Consider the following 18536-nt stretch of genomic DNA (forward strand, 5'->3'; position numbering starts at 1 on the left):
CAGAAATGACAGCCATGGAGCAGGCCACAGCATAGGAACGCATATTCTTCAAACTGAGTTGAAACATCGTCGTGCTTTCTTCAAAAACCAAGAGAGAAAAACAGAGAAATAGTCGGGCCTGCGCTTACTTCTTGCGCTCAAGCCCATGGGCAAATGCTTTGAGGGTCGCCTGCGGAACTTCGCCTACGGCGGTCAGCCACCAGTCGCCGATACGGCGGGTCAGCGATTGGGTTGCGCCCATCGCCGTACTGCCCTCCTGCAGATGGCGCTGCAACTCGAACGCCTCGACGAACAAAGAGACCGATGCCAGTCCATCCGAGAAAACCCATTGCACCATGCCATCTGCAGCCGTGCCCGTACCCACCGAGCGCCGGAAGCAGCTCATGGGCTGGAAGCCGGGCACGCCGTTCTTCAGCACCCAGCCTTCCGACAAGGCCGTGGTCTTCACCATAGCCGAGGTTTCGACCCGGTAGCCGGCGGTATTGGCCATCATCTGGCCGAGTTTTTCCATCTTCACCGGGGCATCCAGCTGCAGTTCGGAGAACGCGGCCTGCTCTAGCACCCGGCCCTCTGCATCCAGGGTTTGCAGCTTGACCACCAGGCCGGATTTCTTCTCGCTCCAGATCCGGTAGCCGTAGCGCAAACTGTCCTTGGGCTTGAGCACCACGACATCGGCATCAAAGCCGGCTACGCGGTCGCTGCCGACCTGCTTGGCGCCGTAGAACGCCGGAATCGCCGAATCGCCGGTTTGCAAGAGGTTGGGAAACAGGCCCAAAGATTCGCGCGTTTCGGTCACGGCGACCTTGCTCTCCGGCAAAAAGGTGATGACCTGGTCGTTGCGGCGGAAGATCGAGCGCGGCGCGCCGGTCAGGGACTCGACCCGCTCCATTTGCTGAGCGCCGTCACAGGCGTGCCAGATGCGCGCACTGGACAGACTGCCGGTACCTGACGACACCACAAACGTGCCCACATAGGTACGTTTGCGCGATGCCTCGTGCATACGCATCAACCATTCGCTCACCGTGCGCTCGGCAACCGCAGGCTCGCTGGACGATGCGACCGGCTGCGCGCGCGCCGTCTGCTGCGCCTGCGCCAACGGCAGCAGCGTCGCCGCGCACAGCGCGGTCAGCAGGACGGTATAGGTTCTAACGTGCATATCGCGTGCTTTCCTGGCCTTCTGCCCTCAAGGGGCTGGGCTCTCAAAGGTGGCGTTGCGCAGGAAGCCCGCCGGCATCTGCAAGGCCGAAGTACCGCCCACCTGCTTGTGCGCGGCCATCAAGGCGTCCAGACGTGCATCACGCAGCATCACCTGGGGCTCGGCGCCGGCCAGTGCAACGGTCTGCTGCACCTGTGCCACCGGCTCGGTGACCGCCTGGGCCAGCTGCGCCGCAGGCGGCGTAGCACCCAAACCGCCCAGCACATTCCAGCTGACAGCAACGACGGCCACCAAAGAGGCCAAGCCAGCGACCAGCTTCCAGGCGAAACGTGGTTCATTGGCCGCCACATCCACGGGTGCATTTTCAGCATCAAATACGGCTTCTGCGCTACTCGCGTATGCCTTGATAGCTATTAAATTCGCAGCATTCACCATAGGCACCAAAGCAGGCTCTTGCGCCAAGCGGCTCTGGAACCGGGCCAGGAAATCCATATCCCCCGCACATTCGGCGAACTCATTCGAGCGCAGCACATCGCCCACCACGTGGTACGCGTGCCAAGTCGCCTGCGCCTCGGGCTGGTTCGCCACCTGCTCTACCGCCTGGGCAAAAGCCTCCCCGCGCAGCTGCCCATCGGCCAATGCCGAAAGCGTGTCTTGCGGGTCAAAAGCATGTTCCGTTGCCATGTGCGTCACCTTGTATCCTGTTACCACGTCTTCAATCTATTGCCTGGCTCACCAGCGCTTGCCGGACTGGCTCTCCAGCAAGGGCTTGACCCGCGCTGAAATCGCCTCCCGGGCCCGAAATATGCGCGACCGCACTGTGCCTATCGGGCACTGCATCATTTCTGCGATGTCTTCGTAGCTCATGCCTTCTATCTCGCGCAAAGTCACCGCCTGGCGTAAATCTTCGGGCAGAGCCTCCATGGCTTCGTTCACTGCGGTCGAAATCTGCTTGGCTGCCAGCACGGTGTCCGGGGTTTCCGAGCTGGTTGGTTCGTTTTTCCGGAAGTAAGTTTCATCTTCGTCATCCGAAGGTCGCATCGCGGCCTCAGAGACGGTGGGATCGCGCTTGAAATCCATCAAGGTCTTCTTGGCGGTGTTGATCGCGATCCGGTACAGCCAGGTATAGAACTGCGCATCGCCGCGGAACTTGGGCAAGGCACGGTAGGCGCGGATAAAGGTTTCCTGGGCAATGTCTTCCACCAGGTCCACATCGCGCACCATGCGGCCGATCAGGCGCTGGATACGGCGCTGGTACTTGACCACCAGCAGCCCATAGGCGCGCTGATCCCCCGCGACCGTGCGCTCGACCAGCATCAGATCGCTATCGGTCGCCGTGGCCGGCGTGGTGAGAACAGGGGGGGGAAGTGAGGTCATGGTTCAGACAAAAGCACACTATCGGGCTCGGCATGTGCTCTGGCGGGCGAATATACCGCACGCCGCAGGTCGCGCCAGCGCTGCGGTTGGCTGGCCTGCTCGACCCAGCACCAGCGCAGGGCCGTACCCGGCGACTGGCAACTTAGCAGCATATGCCGCTGCCAGTCCAGATGGAGCTGCAAAGCCACAGCCCAAGGCTCGCCGGCACCGGTCCAGAACCACTGCTGGCCATCCCAGTGCAACCCGCCTACCGGCATCCGCCGCCAGCCCCACCAAGCGCAAGCCCCGGTGAACACCAGGCTGGCCAGGGCCAGCGCCTGGCGCCACCCCAGCGCATCGACCTGGACGCACCAGGCGGCCACCGCCGCTGCGCCCAGCAGCCATAGACCAAGCTGTACACGGGCCAGAAAACGCGAACGCCCCACCGGATAAGTCACCGACGGGGCGCTGTGCATGGCTGAAAAGCGCTCAGAAATACGATCTGTGTAACCAGAATACGGACTAAATCCGCTTGAACACCAGCGTACCGTTGGTACCGCCAAAGCCGAAGTTGTTCTTCACCGCCACGTCAATCTGCATGTCCCGCGCGGTATTCGCACAGTAATCGAGATCGCATTCGGGGTCTTGGTTGAAGATATTGATCGTGGGCGGACTCTTCTGCTGGTGCAGGGCCAACACGGTGAACACGCTTTCAATGCCGCCCGCGCCGCCCAGCAAATGGCCGGTCATGGACTTGGTGGAGTTGACCACCAGCTTCTTCGCGTGGTCGCCGAATGCGAGCTTGATCGCATTGGTTTCATTCGCGTCACCCAAAGGCGTGGAGGTGCCGTGGGCGTTCAAATAATCCACTTGATCAGGATTGATACCTGCGTTCTTCAGCGCCATCTGCATCGAACGGCGGGGGCCGTCGACATTCGGGGCCGTCATGTGGAAGCCATCGCCGCTCATGCCGAAGCCGACGATTTCCGCGTAGATCTTGGCACCACGGGCTTTGGCGTGTTCGTATTCTTCGATGACCAGCACACCAGCGCCTTCGCCGAGCACAAAGCCGTCACGGTCTTTGTCCCAGGGGCGCGAAGCAGTACGCGGGTCGTCATTGCGGGTGCTCAGAGCACGGGCTGCAGCAAAGCCGCCCAGGCCCAGAGGCGACATGGTGGACTCTGCGCCACCGGCGACCATGACATCGCAGTCGCCGTATTCGATCATCCGGGCCGACACCCCGATGGCATGCAAACCCGTAGTGCAAGCGGTTGCCACCGCAATGTTTGGGCCTTTGAAGCCGAATTTAATCGACACATGGCCCGAGATCATGTTGATGATCGAAGCCGGTACAAAGAAGGGCGAAATCCGGCGTGCGCCACGGCTGGTGTATTCGGCGTGGGTTTGCTCGATCATCGGCAAACCACCAATACCCGAGCCGATATTGCAACCTATGCGCATGGCGTCTTCTTCGCTCAGCGCATCGCCCGTCGCCAGTCCCGCGTCGGCAACCGCTTCGATAGCGGCGGCCAATCCCAAGTGGATGAAGCGGTCCATGTGGCGCGCTTCTTTTTCGGGAATCAGCGCATTGATGTCAAAGCCCTTGACCTCGCCCGCAAACTTGCAGGAGAACGGACTGGCATCAAACGATTTGATCAGGTCAATGCCCGACTGACCGGCCAGCAAAGCCGACCATGCATCGGCCACCGTGTTACCCACGGGGCTGACGCACCCTAAACCTGTGACGACAACACGACGACGGGACATAATTAAATTTGTGTGGTTAGCAGCACAGATGCTGCAGATGCTGCAGTCCTATTGCGGCCCTGTGGGTTCACACAATAGAGACGCTGGCAGCGTGAAAAAACGGCGCGGCAGGCGCATGGCAACGCCTTATTCCAGCCGGGTATGGACACCCAGACACCACGCGCCGGAGTTTTACGCCTTTTGGTGGCTGGTAGCGTAGTCGATCGCGTTTTGCACGGTGGTGATCTTCTCGGCATCTTCGTCTGGAATCTCAATACCAAACTCATCTTCCAGAGCCATCACCAGCTCCACGGTGTCCAGCGAGTCGGCACCCAGATCGGCCACAAAAGACTTTTCGCTGGTGACTTGGGTTTCTTCCACGCCAAGTTGTTCGGCAATGATTTTTTTAACGCGTGCTTCGATATCGCTCATAGTTCCCTCTGAGGGTTGTAAAAGAATCCGTGATTTTAGCCGGGCTGCAGAAGATCCCCTGCCCAGACTGCCGTACGGATAGAACGGCTGGATTTGGTTTGGCGCAATGCCGAGGCTACATGTACATGCCGCCGTTGACGTGCAATTCCTGCCCCGTCACATAAGCCGCCTGCGGCGACGCCAGATAGGCCACCGCATGCGCGATATCCGCTGGCAAGCCCAGGTGGCCCAAAGGGATTTGTCCCAGCAGGGCTTTTTGCTGCTCTTCCGGCAGGCTGGCGGTCATGTCGGTGTTGATGAAGCCCGGCGCCACGCAGTTCACCGTGATGCCGCGCGAGCCCAGCTCGCGCGCCAAAGCGCGGGTCATGCCGGCCACACCGGCCTTAGCGGCCGCGTAGTTGGCCTGGCCGGGGTTGCCGGACGCGCCCACCACCGAGGTGATGCTGATGATGCGGCCATAGCGCTGCTTCATCATGGTGCGCATCACGGCGCGGCTCATGCGGAATACGGCTTTCAGGTTGGTGTCCAGCACCGCATCCCAGTCGTCGTCCTTCATGCGCATGGCCAGGGTGTCGCGGGTGATGCCGGCGTTGTTTACCAGCACGTGCAGACCGCCGTGCTTCTTGCTGATGCTGTCGATCAGCGCCTCGGCCTCAGCTGCATTGTTCACATCCAGTTTCTTGCCACTGCAACCGGGAAAGGCCGCCAAGGCCTGGCTGATACCAGCAGCGCCGGCATCGCTGGTCGCCGTGCCTATGACTTTCAGGCCGCGCTGTGCCAGTTCCAGTGCAATCGCAGCACCGATACCGCGCGACGCGCCCGTAACCAGGGCCAACTGGCCTGCAAACTCGACTGCGCTCATGCTGCGGCTCCCGCAAGATTGGACCGAACCTCGGCCATGCTGGCCGGGTCAAACAAAGGCAGGCCCGTCAGGCTACCGTCGATACGCTTGACCATGCCGGCCAGCACCTTGCCCGGACCGCATTCGACCAAGGTAGTGACGCCACGCGCCTTGATAGCTGCCACGCATTCCACCCAGCGCACCGGGCCAAACGCCTGGCGCACCAGGGCGTCGCGGATGCGGTCGGCATCGGTTTCCACCGCCACATCGATGTTGTTGACCAGCGGAATCTGGGCCGCGGCAAAACTGACCTGCGCGAGTTTTTCGCGCAGCTTCTCGGCTGCAGGCTGCATCAGGCTGGAATGGAAAGGCGCCGACACCGGCAAAGGCAAAGCGCGCTTGGCGCCATTGGCCTTCAGGACTTCGCAGGCCTTCTCAACCGCCGCTTTGCTGCCGGCAATCACGGTCTGGCCGGGGTCGTTGAAGTTCACCGCCTCTACCACTTCGGCTGCAAATTCAGAGCCCAAAGCACGCATAGCGCTTGTCACTTCTGCGCAACCAGCTATTACTTTAGTAGCATCGAGGCCCAGGATCGCCGCCATGGCGCCGACGCCGACCGGCACCGCATCCTGCATGGCCTGGGCCCGGAAACGCACCAGAGGCGCCGCCTGCGCCAAGGTCAGCACGCCCGAGGCCACCAGGGCCGAATACTCGCCCAGCGAATGGCCAGCCACCACCGAGGGCGCAAGACCGGTCTCGGCGATCCAGGCGCGGTAGGCGGCCACGGCAGCCACCAGCATCACCGGCTGGGTGTTGGTGGTCAAAGCCAAGGCTTCTTTCGGGCCTTCCTTGATCAGTTGGCCGACGTTTTCACCCAGAGCGTCCGAGGCCTCCTGCAGAGTCTGGGCAATCACCGGGTGGTCACCCCAGGCGTCGAGCATGCCCACAGACTGGGAGCCCTGGCCCGGGAACACAAATGCAAAATTATTCATGGAATATATGAGTCAAATATGCCGTTAGCGCTTATTGGACAAGCGCAGCATGCTACAGATTCAGCAGCACTGCACCCCAGGTAAAACCACCGCCCACGCCTTCCAGCATCAGCGTCTCACCTTTTTTGATCTTGCCGCTGCGCACACCGCTGTCCAGCGCCAGCGGAATCGAGGCCGCCGAGGTGTTGCCGTGCTGGTCCACCGTGACCATCACCTTGTCCATCGACAGCTTGAGCCGCTTGGCGGTGCTCTGCATGATGCGGATGTTCGCCTGGTGCGGCACCAGCCAGTCAATATCTTCCTGGGTCTTGCCGGCTTTGGCCAAGGTAGCCCGGGCGGCGTCTTCCAACACGCCCACCGCCAACTTGAACACCGCGGGGCCGTCCATCTTCAGCAGCGGATGGCCTGAAGCCGCTCCGCCCGAGACGTGGCCTGGCACGCACAGAATGCCGACGTACTTGCCGTCTGCATGCAGGTCGCTGGCCAGAATGCCGGGTGTATCCGAGGCTTCAAGCACCACCGCACCCGCGCCGTCGCCGAACAGCACGCAGGTCGTGCGATCCGAGAAATCCAGAATCCGGGAGAAAACTTCGGCGCCGACCACCAAGGCCTTGGTCGCCGTGCCAGTGCGGATCATTGCGTCGGCCACCGTCAGCGCGTAGACAAAACCGCTGCACACGGCTTGCACGTCGAACGCCGGGCAGCCGGCAATGCCTAGCTTGTTCTGCAGAATGCAGGCCGACGAGGGGAAGACCATGTCCGGGGTGGACGTGGCCACAATGATCAGGTCAATGTCTTTGGCCTCAACGCCGGCCGCCTGCAAGGCATTTTGGGCCGCATGGAGTGCGAGATCGCTGCAGGCCACGTCGGGCGCTGCAAAGTGGCGGGCGCGGATGCCGGTGCGTTCCACGATCCAGTCGTCTGAAGTCTCTACGCCCTTGGTCGCCAATTCGGCGACCAGATCGGCATTACTCAAGCGACGGGGTGGGAGATAACTACCGGTTCCGGTGATACGGGAATATGGACTCGTCATGCGCTCATGGTTGCGGAGGTATCCAGCGCATAGTCCGCGGGCTCCGCCAAAAGCGGGGCCGCATGGGCAATGCGGGCTTGGACACGGTCCAGCAGGTTGTTTCGGGCTGCATCATACGCCCGGTGCAAGGCCTGCTCAAACGCAAAAGCATCGGCAGAACCATGGCTTTTGAACACCAGGCCGCGCAGGCCGAGCAAGGCTGCACCGTTGTATCGCCTATGGTCCATGCGCTTTTTAAGCGCTGTTAGCACCGGATAGGACAAAATTGCCGCAAATTTGGTGAATAGATTGCGCGAAAACTCGACCCGCAAGAAATTCACGATCATGCTGGCCAGGCCCTCGCTGGTCTTGAGCGCCACATTGCCAACAAAGCCATCGCAGACCACGATATCCGTGGTGCCCACGAAAATATCGTTACCTTCGACATTGCCGTAGAAGTTCAAGTCGCCGGCCAGCGCGGCTGCGCGCAACAGCTCGCCCGAGCGCTTGATGGTTTCGTTGCCCTTGATGGCTTCTTCGCCAATGTTCAACAGGCCAACCGAGGGATTTTCGTTATCGCTCAGCACCGACACCAGGGCCGAGCCCATTACCGCGAACTGCAGCAAATGTTCGGCCGTGCAGTCCACATTCGCACCCAGATCGAGCACGGTAGTGGCGCCGCCCTTGGCATTCGGGATCTGCCCGGCAATCGCGGGGCGGTCGATGCCATCCAGGGTCTTCAGCAGGTAGCGCGCAATCGCCATCAGGGCGCCAGTATTGCCAGCGGACACCGCCGCCTGGGCCGTGCCCTGCTTGACCTGGCTGATCGCCACGCGCATCGAAGAGTCCTTCTTCTTGCGCAGAGCTATCTCGATGGAATCGTCCATGCCCACCACCTCGCTGGCGGCCACCAGGGTCGCACGCGGGTGCACAAACTCAGCCAAGCTGGCAGGCAAGCCCACCAGCAGCAAAGCTGCGTCCGGATAGCGGTCAAGAAATTGGCGGCAGGCGGGCAGGGTCACACGCGGACCATGGTCGCCGCCCATGCAGTCCACAGCAAGTGTGATCATGGCGCGCCAACCTTGGGGTTAACGCTGCAGGAGGCGCAAGAAACCAGAAGTGCAGACATCAAAACAAAGGCCCGTGGCTACGGGTTGCGTAGCACCGGGCCCAGGATTCAAAGCGCAGCTTAGGCTTCGGATTTGTTCTTCAACACCTGGCGGCCACGGTAGAAACCGTTGGGGCTGATGTGGTGGCGCAGGTGAACTTCACCGGTGGTGGGTTCCACTGCGATACCGGGCACGTTCAGTGCGTTGTGCGAACGGTGCATACCGCGCTTGGAAGGGGATTTTTTGTTTTGCTGGACGGCCATGGTCGGCTCCTAAGTAAATGCGTTTAAAGCTAAACGCTTAAGTAATTACACAAACACGAAAACGAAGGAAGCGCGAAACAGTCAGATCCGAGGCATCCTCGGCTCATTGATTAAACATCAACCAAAAGCACACAGGCCTTTTCGCGCGAAGCCTTAGATTATAGCCCAAGGCTGTGACTTGACGCCAGCCCTCAGTCCGAGCCCTCGCCTCGCAGCTGGGCTAGGGCGGCAAACGGCTTGGGTTTCTCGGCCAAAGCGGCCTCGAATGCCGGGTCCACCACCTCCAATTTGACCTCCACCGGGCATTCCTCATGACGCGGAACCAGGGGAATTTCCATCAGCAACTCGTCTTCCACCAGGGTGGCCAGGTCAAACTCCGGGTCCAGCGCCAGCACATCGTCTTCGGATTCGTCGTCCAGCGCAGCAGCGGTCTCTTCGTCGGCCACAAAGCGGAACGAGCGGTCTACCGCCAAAGCCACATCGACCGGTGTCAGGCAGCGCTGGCAGGTCAGGGGCAGTACGGTGTCGGCTTGCACATGCAGCCAGACCTCGGGCTCGCCGCCGGGCACGGCGCGCAGCTCGCCCTGCGCGCTCCAATTAAGAGTCAAATCGGCTGCTGGCGCAGATACCTCCTGCGCGAGGCGCTCGTATTTTTGTAGCAGGTCCTGCTGCGCGCGGCTACCTGCGGACTGCGCGAAGGCGCGAACGTCCAGGGGGGTGGAGGCAATCTCGGTTTTCATGCCTGCAGTGTAAGAGAATCCCGGCATGCATTCTTCCCCGCCCTCCCCCATCCGCCGCGCCCTGGTACTGGGCTCGACCTCGCGCTACCGGCGCGAGCTGCTACAGCGCCTGCAGATTCCGTTCGAGGTCGCCTCCCCCGAGGTCGATGAAACCCCGCTGCCCGGCGAATGCCCGCGCGACCTGGCTTTGCGCCTGTCGCTGGCCAAGGCCCAGGCCGTGGCGGCCCGCTTCCCGCAGGCAGTGGTGATCGGCTCTGACCAGGTGGCAGATCTGCATGGCACGCCGCTGGGCAAGCCCGGCAACCACGAACGCGCCGTGGCCCAGTTGCGCCAGATGCGCGGCCAGACCGTGGTGTTCCAAACCGCGCTGTCGGTGGTCTGCCTGGAAACCGGCTTTGCCCAGACCGCGCTGGCACCGGTGCGGGTCCAGTTCCGCCAGCTCAGCGACGCCGAAATCGAGGCCTATCTTCGCGCCGAGCAACCCTATGACTGCGCAGGCAGCGCCAAAAGCGAAGGCCTGGGCATCAGCCTGCTGGACGCCATCGACAGCGACGACCCGACCGCACTGGTCGGCCTGCCGCTGATCCGCACCTGCCAGCTGCTGCGCGCCGCCGGAGTCGCCCTGCTATGAAGCCCGGCAAACTCTATTTGGTACCAGCTCCTCTGGATTTCGGCTGCACCACCCAGACGCCGCTGGAAGACGTGATGCCGCTGGGCACGCTACGGGTGGCGGCCCGCCTGCAGCACTGGATCTGCGAAAACGCCAAAACCACCCGCGCCTACTTGAAGCGGGTGGACGCGCTGCAGCCCTTGGCCCAGCCCATCCAGGCACTGCAAATCCAGGAGCTGCCGCGGGAAGTGCATAAAAAAGGCGACCACAGCGGCCAGTTTGACGCCAAGCCGCTGCTGGCGGCCGCCTTGCAAGGCGCGGACATCGGCCTGGTCAGCGAAGCCGGCATGCCAGCGGTGGCCGACCCCGGCTCGTCGGTGGTGCGCGCCGCCCACGAACTAGGGCTGGAGGTGGTGGTGCTGGTCGGACCCGTATCGCTGCTGCTGGCGCTGGCGGCCAGCGGTTTGAACGGGCAAAGCTTTGCGTTTGTTGGCTATGTACCGCAGGCTGAACCGGAACGCGGCCAGCGCATCCGCGAACTGGAAGCACTGGCGTTGAAGACCGGGCAAACCCAGATTTTCATAGAAACACCGTACCGCAACTCGTCCTTGCTGCAGGGGCTGCTACAGAATTTGCAGCAAAATACACGCTTGGCGGTGAGCAGCGGTATGACCCTGGCCGAGCCGCGCACCCTGAGCGACACGGTCAAAGGCTGGCGACAAAAAAACAAGGCGGGCCTGGTCTCTGACCAGCCCGCCGTGTTTGCGATAGGACGTTAACGGACGCTGAACTTATCAGCGCAGTGCAGGGATGCTCTTCAGGGCCCGCACCGAGCCCTCGCCAATCGCCGCACCAAAGCGTTTGGCCAGGCGTTCAGCCACATTCTCACGGCGGGTGTAGTCGATCAGCTCTTCGGCCTTGACCACTTCGCGGGCCACATAGTCCAGGTTGCCCAGATGGTCGGCCAGACCCATCTCCACGGCCTGCTGGCCACTCCAGAACAAGCCGCTGAAGGTCTCGGGGGTTTCCTTCAGACGCTTGCCGCGGCCGGCCTTCACTGCATCGATGAACTGGGTGTGGATCTGGTTCAGCATGTTTTGCGCAAACGCGCGCTGGGTCTCGCTTTGCGGGCTGAACGGGTCCAGAAAGCCTTTGTTTTCACCGGCCGTCATCAGGCGGCGCTCGACGCCCAGCTTGTCCATCAAGCCGGTGAAGCCAAAGCCGTCCATCAGCACACCAATGCTGCCAACGATGCTGGCCTTGTCAACGTAAATATCGTCCGCAGCCACGGCGATGTAATAGGCCGCCGATGCGCAGGTTTCTTCCACCACGGCATACACCGGCTTCTTGTGCAGCACTTTGAGCCGGCGGATTTCGTCGTTGATGATGCCGGCCTGCACCGGGCTGCCGCCTGGCGAGTTGATCAATAGCACCACGGCCTGGGCACCTTCGTCTTCAAACGCGCTGCGCATGGCGGCCACCACGAACTCGGCGCCAGCATCGGCCCCGGAGGCGATTTCGCCCTTGATCTCGACCACGGCGGTATGGGCGGTGGACTTATCCGTCGTCGGTGCGGCGCGGTTCAATCCGATCCAGGCCACGGCGATGAAAAAGACCAACCAGGACAAACGCACAAAGGTCTTCCAGCGGCGCGTGGCTTTTTGCTCGGCCAGCGCAGCGAAGGCCAGCTTTTCCAGGGTCGCGCGCTCCCAGCCACTGGCCTCGCTGGTACTGCGGCTAGGCGTTGGCGGGGTCTCGGGGGTCCCAGGAAAAATTGGGTCGGTCATGGTTGTTAAAACTCAACAGGTTGCAATTGGTGGCGAGTATGCCAGTGCACTACGCCGTCCCGCTCGGACAGCTCGATCTTCACCAGCCCGCCGCGGCAGGGTCCGCCGCCACAGTCGCCGGTGTCCGGCCGGTAGGCGGCACCATGGGTGGCGCACAGCAGCCATTCGCCGGAGTCGTCGAATATGCGGTTCGGCTGGTAGTCCAGCTCCATGGGCACATGGGTGCAACGGTTCAGGTAGGCGTAGGCCTGGCCGTTGTAGCGGATGGCAAAGGCCCGGCAGGACTCGCCCAGGTACATGACGTCAAACGGCACGGCATCACCGCCGTCGTGCAAATCGGCCACATTGCACACAGGAATGGCTTGCACGGGCAAGGACTCCCGGAAAACCAGCGGCGACTCAGCCATGCAACCTCAGCCAGTCACGCAGCTCTGCCACCGAATGGGCGACGAAGCGCGGCTGCAGCGCCTCAAAGGCATCGGTCGGGTGCGCACCATAGCCCACGCCCACGCTGGCGCAGCCGGCATTCAGCGCCATCTGCAGGTCGTGCGTGGTGTCACCAATCATCAGGGTGCGTTCGGGCGCCACGCCGAATTCGCGCATCAGCTCGTGCAGCATGCGCGGGTGCGGCTTGCCCTGGGTTTCATCGGCGGTGCGCGAGCCGTCGAACACGCCTTGCAGCTCAACCGCGTGTAAAGCCTCGTCCAGGCCGCGGCGCGACTTGCCGGTGGCCACCGTCAGGCAATGCTGGCGCGCCTTGAGCTCGGCCAGCATGGGCAAGACCCCGTCAAACAAGACGATGTCGTGCTGGTGCGCAATATAGTGGTGGCGGTAGCGCTCGCCCAGTTCCGCATGCTTGGATACGGGCACATCGGGCGCGGCATGCGCAAGGGCTGGCATCAAGGCCATGCCGATCACATAGGACGCAGCTACATCGCTGGGCACGGTGCCGCCCACGTCGCGCACCGCTTCCTGGATGCTGCGGGTGATGATGGCCGTCGAGTCGAACAACGTGCCATCCCAGTCAAAAGCGATCAAATCAAATTGTCTAGCGGCCATATACATCTTCAAACCGGACAATATCGTCCTCACCCAAATAGCTGCCCGACTGCACTTCGATCATTTCCAGCTCGACGCGGCCCGGGTTCTCCAGCCGGTGGGTGGTGCCCAGCGGGATATAGGTGGATTCATTTTCGGTCACCAGGAATACCTCTTCACCGCGTGTGACCTTGGCCGTGCCCGAGACCACGATCCAGTGCTCGGCGCGGTGGTGGTGCATCTGCAGCGACAAAGTGCCCCCCGGTTTGACCACGATGCGCTTGACCTGGAAGCGCTTGCCGTTGTCCACGCTGTCATACCAGCCCCAGGGGCGGAACACCTTGCGGTGCAACTGGCCTTCGGAGCGGCCCTTCTGCTTGAGGCTTTCCACGATCTTTTTCACGTCCTGGGTCTGGTCCTTATGGGCCACCAGGATGGCATCGGCGGTTTCCACCACCACGATGTCGTCCACGCCCACGCAAGCAATCAAGCGGCCTTCGGACAAGGCCAGGGTGTTGCGGCAGTTGTGCAACAGCACGTCGCCCTGGCTCACATTGCCAGCTGCATCCTTGGGCAGCACCTGCCACAGAGCGTCCCAGGCGCCCACATCCGACCAGCCGGCGGCCAGCGGAATCACCACGCCGGGCGGCAAGCCGGCCTGGCCGGAGGCTATGCGCTCCATCACCGCATAGTCGATGGAATCGCTGGGGCAGGCCGAGAAAACCTCTTTGCCGACGCGAACGAATTCGCCATCGGTCTGGCCTGCATCCCAGGCGGTCTGGCATGCCGCCAAAATGTCGGCGCGGCACACGCCCATGGCCGCCAGCCACACCGAGGCCTGGACCATGAACAAGCCGCTGTTCCAGGAGTACGAGCCTGCATCCAGATAGCTCTGGGCGGTGGCCTGGTCGGGTTTTTCTACAAACCGAGCGATGGTGGCCGCGCCGCTGTCGCCATAGGCGGCACCGGCCTGGATGTAGCCGTAACCGGTTTCCGGGCTGTCGGGGGTGATGCCGAAGGTGACGATGGCGCCGCCATCCGCCAGCAGCGCGCCCTGGCGCACCACGGCCTGGAAAGCCGCCTTGTCGACGATCACATGGTCGGCCGGCATCACCAGCAGCACCGGGTCTGCGCCGCCGCGCAGCGCCGCCAGCGCGGCCAGGGTCAGAGCCGGCGCGGTATTGCGCCCGGTGGGCTCCAGCACGATGCTGCCGGGCTGGCCCATCAGGCGCAGCTGCTCGGCGATGACGAAGCGGTATTCCTCGTTGCACACCACCATGGGCGCCGCCACGGCCCCCAGGCCCAAGCCCTCGACCCGGCGCACCGTGGCCTGCAGCAGCGAATCGTCACCGATCAGCGGCAGCAGCTGCTTCGGGTATTTTTCACGCGACAGCGGCCACAGACGGGTGCCTGAGCCACCAGAGAGCACAACGGGTTGTATCAGCATAAAAGACTCCACTAAGATGAAAAACCAGGGGCCTTGGAGTGGCCATTGCTTTCATTATTGCAGAGCAACATGCAGAGCTGGCGCGCTTTTACCCCGTATTACGCAATGCAGCCGCAATGCCGTTGATGGAGATATGGATACCGGTCTGCACCCGCTCATCGCCCTGGCCGGCCCGGTAGCGCCGCACCAGCTCGACCTGCAGGTGGTGCAGCGGATCGATATACGGGAAGCGGTGCCGGATCGAGCGCTGCAGCGCCGCATTGCCCGACAGGCGCTGCTTCTCACCGGTAATCTGCGACAGCGCAGTCGCCGTGCGATGCCACTCCGCTTCGATACTGCTGAAGACCCGTTTGCGCAGCCGTGCGTCGCTGACCAGCTCGGCATAGCGGGATGCCAACGCCAGGTCGCTCTTGGCCAGCACCATGTCCATATTGCTCAGCAGGGTGCGGAAGAACGGCCACTGGCGGTACATTTTTTGTAGCACCCCCAGTGCGTCCTTCTTGCCTGCAGCGCCGTTTTCATTCAAAAACGCCTCGACAGCAGAACCAAAGCCATACCAGCCCGGCAGGGTCAGACGGCACTGGCCCCAGCTGAAGCCCCAGGGGATGGCGCGCAGGTCTTCGATCTTCTGTGAAGCCTTGCGCGAAGCCGGGCGCGAGCCGATGTTCAGCTCGGCGATCTCGCGGATCGGCGTGGAATCGAAGAAGTAAGAGGTGAAGCCCGGAGTTTCGTAGACCAGTGCGCGGTAAGCCGCCATGCTGGCTTCGGACAGCTGGGCCGCCGTCTGCAAAAACGCCGGCGTGGCCGACTTGGTGGGCTGCAGCAGGGTGGCTTCCAGGGTGGCAGCCACCAGGGTTTCCAGGTTGCGCCGGCCGATCTCGGGATTCGCGTATTTGGAGCCTATGACTTCGCCCTGCTCGGTCAGGCGGATCTGGCCGCGCACCGTGCCCGGTGGCTGGGCCAGGATGGCCTGGTAGCTCGGGCCGCCGCCACGGCCCACCGTGCCGCCGCGGCCGTGGAACATGCGCAAGGTGATGTTGTGGCTGTTAGCCAACTGGTCGAACAGATCGACAAGGGCAATCTCGGCGCGGTACAGCTCCCAGTTGCTGGTGAAAATGCCGCCGTCCTTGTTGCTGTCCGAATAGCCCAGCATGATGTCCTGCTCAGCGCCGCTGCGCTGCACCAGATCGGCCACGCCGGGCAGGTCGTAGAACTCGCGCATGATGGGCGCGGCATTGCGCAGATCTTCGATGGTTTCGAACAGCGGCACCACGATCAGGTCTACCGTGGCCTTCTGGTCCAGCGTGCCGTGCATCAGGCCCACCTCTTTTTGCAGCAGCAGCACTTCCAGCAAGTCGCTGACTGTCTCGGTGTGGCTGATGATGTAGTGGCGGATGGCCTGCACGCCATAGCGGGCGCGGGTCACGCGGGCCGCCTCGAAGATGGCGATTTCCTTGCATGCATGCTCGGAATATGGGGCGCCGACCACGCGCAAGGGCCGCGCGTCGTTCAGCAAGCCCATCAGCAGCTTGCGCTTGGCCATTTCGTCCAATGCGGAATAGCTGGACTCGATGCGCGCCACCGACAGCAGCTCGGCCACCACTTCCTCGTGCTTGTCCGAGCTCTGGCGCAGGTCCACCGTGGCCAGGTGGAAGCCGAACACCTCGACCGCGCGGATCAGCGGGTGTAGCCGCTCGGCGGCCAGGGTAGCGCCGTGGTTGGCCAGCAAAGAGGCCTGGATGGTGCGCAGATCGGCCAGGAAATCCTCGGCCAGCAGATAGGCGTTTTGCGGCGCCACGGCGTGGCGGGCCGCATCGCCGCCGGTCAGGCTTTTCAGCGTGGCGGCCAGGCGGGCGTACATGCCGGTCAGCGCCAGGCGATAGGGCTCGTCCTGGCGGTGCACATTGGTGTCGGGCGAGCTTTTGGCCAGGGCCTGCATGGCCGGCGTCAGCCCGACCAGGCCGGCGGACAGCGACAGCTCGCCGCCCAGGTAGTGCACTTCGGTCAGGTAATGCCGCAAGGCCACATCGGCTTGGCGACGCAAGGCGTATTCCAGGGTTTGCGCGCTGACGTTGGGGTTGCCGTCGCGGTCGCCGCCGATCCACTGGCCCATACGCAGAAAACTGTGCACCGGGTGGTTGCCAAGTGAGCCTTCCAGCTCGGCATACAGCTTGGGAATCTCGCGCAGGAATGTGGCTTCGTAGTAACTCAGCGCGTTTTCGATCTCGTCGGCCACTGTCAGCTTGGACATGCGCAGCAGCCGGGTTTGCCATAGCTGCATCACCCGGGCCCGCAATTGCACCTCGTTGGCCGCCAGTTCACGCGGTGCCAGCGCGTCCTTGACACTGGCAACGCCACGTTCACGGATCTCATCGCGCAGCGTCAGCAGCCGGGCGATGTCGCGCTCCGCGTCCAGAATGCTCTTGCGCTGGACTTCGGTGGGGTGGGCGGTGAGCACCGGCGATACATAGCTGTGGGCCAGGGTCTGCGCTATTGTTTTAGGAGCTATACCCGCCCAGCGCAAGCGTGCCAGAGCCACTTCTATGCTGCCTTCCTGGGTATCGCCGGCGCGCTCGTGCACCGCGCGGCGGCGGATGTGGTGGCGGTCTTCGGCCAAGTTGGCCAGATGGCTGAAATAGGTGAACGCGCGGATCACGCTGACGGTCTGGTCGCCGGTCAGGCCTTTGAGCAGCTTCTTCAGCGCCTTGTCGGCATCGGTATCGGCATCGCGGCGGAAGGCCACCGACAGCTTGCGCACCTGCTCGACCAGCTCGAACGCCGGCGCCCCTTCTTGCTCGCGGATCACATCCCCCAGGATGCGGCCCAGCAAGCGGATGTCTTCCACCAGAGGGCGCTCATTGTCCTTGGCGCGGGCCGGACGGGCGGGTTGGGACGGGCCTGGCGGGACGCGTTTGGGGGCGCTGGAGCTGGGGGAATCTGCCGTTGACATACGTAAACTTCCTAGGTGGGCGAAACAAAGAGGCGGGCAGGCCGCATGCTAGCATCGACCTCCCCCCGAAACACCCGCTATTTCTTCCAAAAATTACCAACAGGTTACCGGTTTGAGCACACCGTCCGCGCCCTTCTTGAACATCGTCATCGCCACCCGCGAAAGCCGGCTGGCTTTGTGGCAGGCCGAACACGTCCAGGCCCTGCTGGCGCAGCAAGGCCACCATGTCAGCCTGCTGGGCATGACCACCCGCGGCGACCAGATCCTCGACCGCTCGCTGAGCAAGGTCGGCGGCAAAGGCCTGTTCGTCAAGGAGCTGGAAATCGCCCTGGAAGAAGGCCGCGCCGACATCGCCGTGCACTCCCTGAAAGACGTGCCCATGGACCTGCCCGAAGGCTTTGCCCTGGCCTGCGTGCTGGAGCGCGAAGACCCGAGCGATGCCTTTGTCTCGAACCGCTACGCCACCCTGGCCGATGTGCCGCAGGGCGGCGTGGTCGGCACCTCCAGCCTGCGCCGCACCGTGCTGCTGCGCGCGCTGCGGCCGGACCTGCAGATCGCCCCGCTGCGTGGCAACCTGGACACCCGGCTGCGCAAGCTCGACGAAGGCCAGTTCGACGCCATCGTGCTGGCCAGTGCCGGCCTGATGCGACTCGGCCTGCCGGAGCGCATCCGCAGCCGCTTCGCGCCCAGCAGCATGCTGCCCGCCGCTGGCCAAGGTGCACTGGGCATAGAAATCCGCGCCGACCGCAGCGATCTGATCGCCGCCCTGGCCCCGCTGGCGCACACCGCCACTTGGCAGGCCGTGGCCGCCGAGCGCGCCGTCAGCCGCAGCATGGGAGGCAGCTGCTCGATGCCCTTGGCCGCCTATGCCACCTGGCAGGGCACGCAACTGCATATAGACGCCGCCTGGGGCGATGCCGAGCAGCCCGCGCCCCTGGTCACCGCCAGCGCGCAGGCCGCCATCACCGACCTGGCCAGCGCCACCGCGCTCGGTGAGCAGGTTGCCGCCCAGCTGCGCGCTGGCGGCGCCCGCTAGCGGGCACTGGCAACCAAGGCC

At 63.0% G+C, this 18536-nt stretch carries 20 protein-coding genes; 3 read left to right on the forward strand and 17 right to left on the reverse strand.

Going from position 1 to position 18536, the window contains the following annotated elements; all coding sequences use genetic code 11:
- Positions 1-124 precede the first annotated feature (124 nt).
- The 12 genes from BLT66_RS13040 to BLT66_RS13095 form a co-directional block, all read right to left on the reverse strand.
- Complete coding sequence (locus BLT66_RS13040) at positions 125-1156, reverse strand: MucB/RseB C-terminal domain-containing protein (RefSeq protein ID WP_092758146.1); 1032 nt, start codon at positions 1154-1156, stop codon at positions 125-127.
- A gap of 27 nt (positions 1157-1183) precedes the next feature.
- Positions 1184-1840 (reverse strand): sigma-E factor negative regulatory protein, encoded by a 657-nt coding sequence (locus BLT66_RS13045; RefSeq protein WP_092758147.1) that lies wholly within the window; start codon positions 1838-1840, stop codon positions 1184-1186.
- Between the two features lie 48 nt (positions 1841-1888).
- Complete coding sequence (rpoE, locus tag BLT66_RS13050; RefSeq protein WP_092758148.1) at positions 1889-2533, reverse strand: RNA polymerase sigma factor RpoE; 645 nt, start codon at positions 2531-2533, stop codon at positions 1889-1891.
- The gene (locus BLT66_RS13055) at positions 2530-2988 is read right to left on the reverse strand and encodes a hypothetical protein (RefSeq protein ID WP_092758149.1); all 459 of its coding nucleotides are present in this window, start codon (positions 2986-2988) and stop codon (positions 2530-2532) included. Before BLT66_RS13055 ends, rpoE begins: the two co-directional genes overlap by 4 nt.
- 46 nt (positions 2989-3034) lie before the next feature.
- Positions 3035-4279, reverse strand: coding sequence for a beta-ketoacyl-ACP synthase II (gene fabF / locus BLT66_RS13060; protein ID WP_092758150.1), 1245 nt, complete (start codon positions 4277-4279; stop codon positions 3035-3037).
- 171 nt (positions 4280-4450) lie between these two features.
- Positions 4451-4690, reverse strand: a complete 240-nt coding sequence (acpP, locus tag BLT66_RS13065; protein WP_092758151.1) for an acyl carrier protein — start codon at positions 4688-4690, stop codon at positions 4451-4453.
- A gap of 115 nt (positions 4691-4805) precedes the next feature.
- Positions 4806-5552: a 3-oxoacyl-ACP reductase FabG gene (gene fabG / locus BLT66_RS13070; protein WP_092758152.1), complete on the reverse strand. Its 747-nt coding sequence runs from the start codon at positions 5550-5552 to the stop codon at positions 4806-4808.
- Positions 5549-6523 (reverse strand): ACP S-malonyltransferase, encoded by a 975-nt coding sequence (gene fabD, locus BLT66_RS13075; protein ID WP_092758153.1) that lies wholly within the window; start codon positions 6521-6523, stop codon positions 5549-5551. Before fabD ends, fabG begins: the two co-directional genes overlap by 4 nt.
- 52 nt (positions 6524-6575) lie before the next feature.
- Positions 6576-7556, reverse strand: a complete 981-nt coding sequence (locus BLT66_RS13080; protein WP_092758154.1) for a beta-ketoacyl-ACP synthase III — start codon at positions 7554-7556, stop codon at positions 6576-6578.
- On the reverse strand, positions 7553-8605 hold the full coding sequence (gene plsX, locus BLT66_RS13085; protein ID WP_092758155.1) for a phosphate acyltransferase PlsX: 1053 nt from the start codon (positions 8603-8605) through the stop codon (positions 7553-7555). Before plsX ends, BLT66_RS13080 begins: the two co-directional genes overlap by 4 nt.
- Before the next feature lie 119 nt (positions 8606-8724).
- Positions 8725-8907, reverse strand: coding sequence for a 50S ribosomal protein L32 (rpmF, locus tag BLT66_RS13090; RefSeq protein WP_066086119.1), 183 nt, complete (start codon positions 8905-8907; stop codon positions 8725-8727).
- Between the two features lie 191 nt (positions 8908-9098).
- Entirely contained in the window at positions 9099-9647 is a 549-nt protein-coding gene (locus BLT66_RS13095) for a YceD family protein (protein ID WP_092758156.1), read from the reverse strand.
- Between the two features lie 25 nt (positions 9648-9672).
- Between BLT66_RS13095 and BLT66_RS13100 the strand changes: the two genes are divergently transcribed.
- Both BLT66_RS13100 and BLT66_RS13105 read left to right on the forward strand, forming a co-directional pair.
- Complete coding sequence (locus BLT66_RS13100) at positions 9673-10278, forward strand: Maf family nucleotide pyrophosphatase (RefSeq protein WP_092758157.1); 606 nt, start codon at positions 9673-9675, stop codon at positions 10276-10278.
- The gene (locus BLT66_RS13105; protein ID WP_092758158.1) at positions 10275-11036 is read left to right on the forward strand and encodes an SAM-dependent methyltransferase; all 762 of its coding nucleotides are present in this window, start codon (positions 10275-10277) and stop codon (positions 11034-11036) included. Before BLT66_RS13100 ends, BLT66_RS13105 begins: the two co-directional genes overlap by 4 nt.
- A 15-nt stretch (positions 11037-11051) precedes the next feature.
- Here the strand turns inward: BLT66_RS13105 and BLT66_RS13110 are convergent, their stop codons facing one another.
- The 5 genes from BLT66_RS13110 to ppc all read right to left on the reverse strand — a co-directional run bounded on the left by BLT66_RS13110 (position 11052) and on the right by ppc (position 17479).
- Positions 11052-12044, reverse strand: a complete 993-nt coding sequence (locus tag BLT66_RS13110; protein WP_092758159.1) for a S49 family peptidase — start codon at positions 12042-12044, stop codon at positions 11052-11054.
- A gap of 5 nt (positions 12045-12049) precedes the next feature.
- Positions 12050-12451, reverse strand: a complete 402-nt coding sequence (locus BLT66_RS13115) for a Rieske (2Fe-2S) protein (RefSeq protein ID WP_092758160.1) — start codon at positions 12449-12451, stop codon at positions 12050-12052.
- Positions 12444-13103: an HAD family hydrolase gene (locus tag BLT66_RS13120; RefSeq protein WP_092758161.1), complete on the reverse strand. Its 660-nt coding sequence runs from the start codon at positions 13101-13103 to the stop codon at positions 12444-12446. The genes BLT66_RS13115 and BLT66_RS13120 overlap by 8 nt, the downstream gene beginning before the upstream one ends.
- Positions 13093-14529 carry a mannose-1-phosphate guanylyltransferase/mannose-6-phosphate isomerase gene (locus BLT66_RS13125; protein ID WP_092758162.1) on the reverse strand — a complete coding sequence of 479 codons (1437 nt, stop codon included), beginning with the start codon at positions 14527-14529 and terminating at the stop codon, positions 13093-13095. Before BLT66_RS13125 ends, BLT66_RS13120 begins: the two co-directional genes overlap by 11 nt.
- Before the next feature lie 88 nt (positions 14530-14617).
- Positions 14618-17479 (reverse strand): phosphoenolpyruvate carboxylase, encoded by a 2862-nt coding sequence (gene ppc / locus BLT66_RS13130; RefSeq protein WP_092758163.1) that lies wholly within the window; start codon positions 17477-17479, stop codon positions 14618-14620.
- 112 nt (positions 17480-17591) lie between these two features.
- Between ppc and hemC the strand changes: the two genes are divergently transcribed.
- Positions 17592-18515 (forward strand): hydroxymethylbilane synthase, encoded by a 924-nt coding sequence (hemC, locus tag BLT66_RS13135; protein WP_092758164.1) that lies wholly within the window; start codon positions 17592-17594, stop codon positions 18513-18515.
- The last annotated feature ends 21 nt before the right edge of the window (positions 18516-18536 follow it).

This window comes from Rhodoferax sp. OV413, from assembly GCF_900104385.1.
In the GTDB taxonomy this organism is placed as follows: Bacteria; Pseudomonadota; Gammaproteobacteria; order Burkholderiales; family Burkholderiaceae_C; genus Rhodoferax_B.

Bases quoted from the DNA above. Each gene is read 5' to 3' on its own strand.
- BLT66_RS13040 (WP_092758146.1), bottom strand. From the start codon at position 1,156: ATGCACGTTAGAACCTATACCGTCCTGCTGACCGCGCTGTGCGCGGCG.
- BLT66_RS13045 (WP_092758147.1), bottom strand. From the start codon at position 1,840: ATGGCAACGGAACATGCTTTTGACCCGCAAGACACGCTTTCGGCATTG.
- rpoE (WP_092758148.1), bottom strand. From the start codon at position 2,533: ATGACCTCACTTCCCCCCCCTGTTCTCACCACGCCGGCCACGGCGACC.
- BLT66_RS13055 (WP_092758149.1), bottom strand. From the start codon at position 2,988: ATGCACAGCGCCCCGTCGGTGACTTATCCGGTGGGGCGTTCGCGTTTT.
- fabF (WP_092758150.1), bottom strand. From the start codon at position 4,279: ATGTCCCGTCGTCGTGTTGTCGTCACAGGTTTAGGGTGCGTCAGCCCC.
- acpP (WP_092758151.1), bottom strand. From the start codon at position 4,690: ATGAGCGATATCGAAGCACGCGTTAAAAAAATCATTGCCGAACAACTT.
- fabG (WP_092758152.1), bottom strand. From the start codon at position 5,552: ATGAGCGCAGTCGAGTTTGCAGGCCAGTTGGCCCTGGTTACGGGCGCG.
- fabD (WP_092758153.1), bottom strand. From the start codon at position 6,523: ATGAATAATTTTGCATTTGTGTTCCCGGGCCAGGGCTCCCAGTCTGTG.
- BLT66_RS13080 (WP_092758154.1), bottom strand. From the start codon at position 7,556: ATGACGAGTCCATATTCCCGTATCACCGGAACCGGTAGTTATCTCCCA.
- plsX (WP_092758155.1), bottom strand. From the start codon at position 8,605: ATGATCACACTTGCTGTGGACTGCATGGGCGGCGACCATGGTCCGCGT.
- rpmF (WP_066086119.1), bottom strand. From the start codon at position 8,907: ATGGCCGTCCAGCAAAACAAAAAATCCCCTTCCAAGCGCGGTATGCAC.
- BLT66_RS13095 (WP_092758156.1), bottom strand. From the start codon at position 9,647: ATGAAAACCGAGATTGCCTCCACCCCCCTGGACGTTCGCGCCTTCGCG.
- BLT66_RS13100 (WP_092758157.1), top strand. From the start codon at position 9,673: ATGCATTCTTCCCCGCCCTCCCCCATCCGCCGCGCCCTGGTACTGGGC.
- BLT66_RS13105 (WP_092758158.1), top strand. From the start codon at position 10,275: ATGAAGCCCGGCAAACTCTATTTGGTACCAGCTCCTCTGGATTTCGGC.
- BLT66_RS13110 (WP_092758159.1), bottom strand. From the start codon at position 12,044: ATGACCGACCCAATTTTTCCTGGGACCCCCGAGACCCCGCCAACGCCT.
- BLT66_RS13115 (WP_092758160.1), bottom strand. From the start codon at position 12,451: ATGGCTGAGTCGCCGCTGGTTTTCCGGGAGTCCTTGCCCGTGCAAGCC.
- BLT66_RS13120 (WP_092758161.1), bottom strand. From the start codon at position 13,103: ATGGCCGCTAGACAATTTGATTTGATCGCTTTTGACTGGGATGGCACG.
- BLT66_RS13125 (WP_092758162.1), bottom strand. From the start codon at position 14,529: ATGCTGATACAACCCGTTGTGCTCTCTGGTGGCTCAGGCACCCGTCTG.
- ppc (WP_092758163.1), bottom strand. From the start codon at position 17,479: ATGTCAACGGCAGATTCCCCCAGCTCCAGCGCCCCCAAACGCGTCCCG.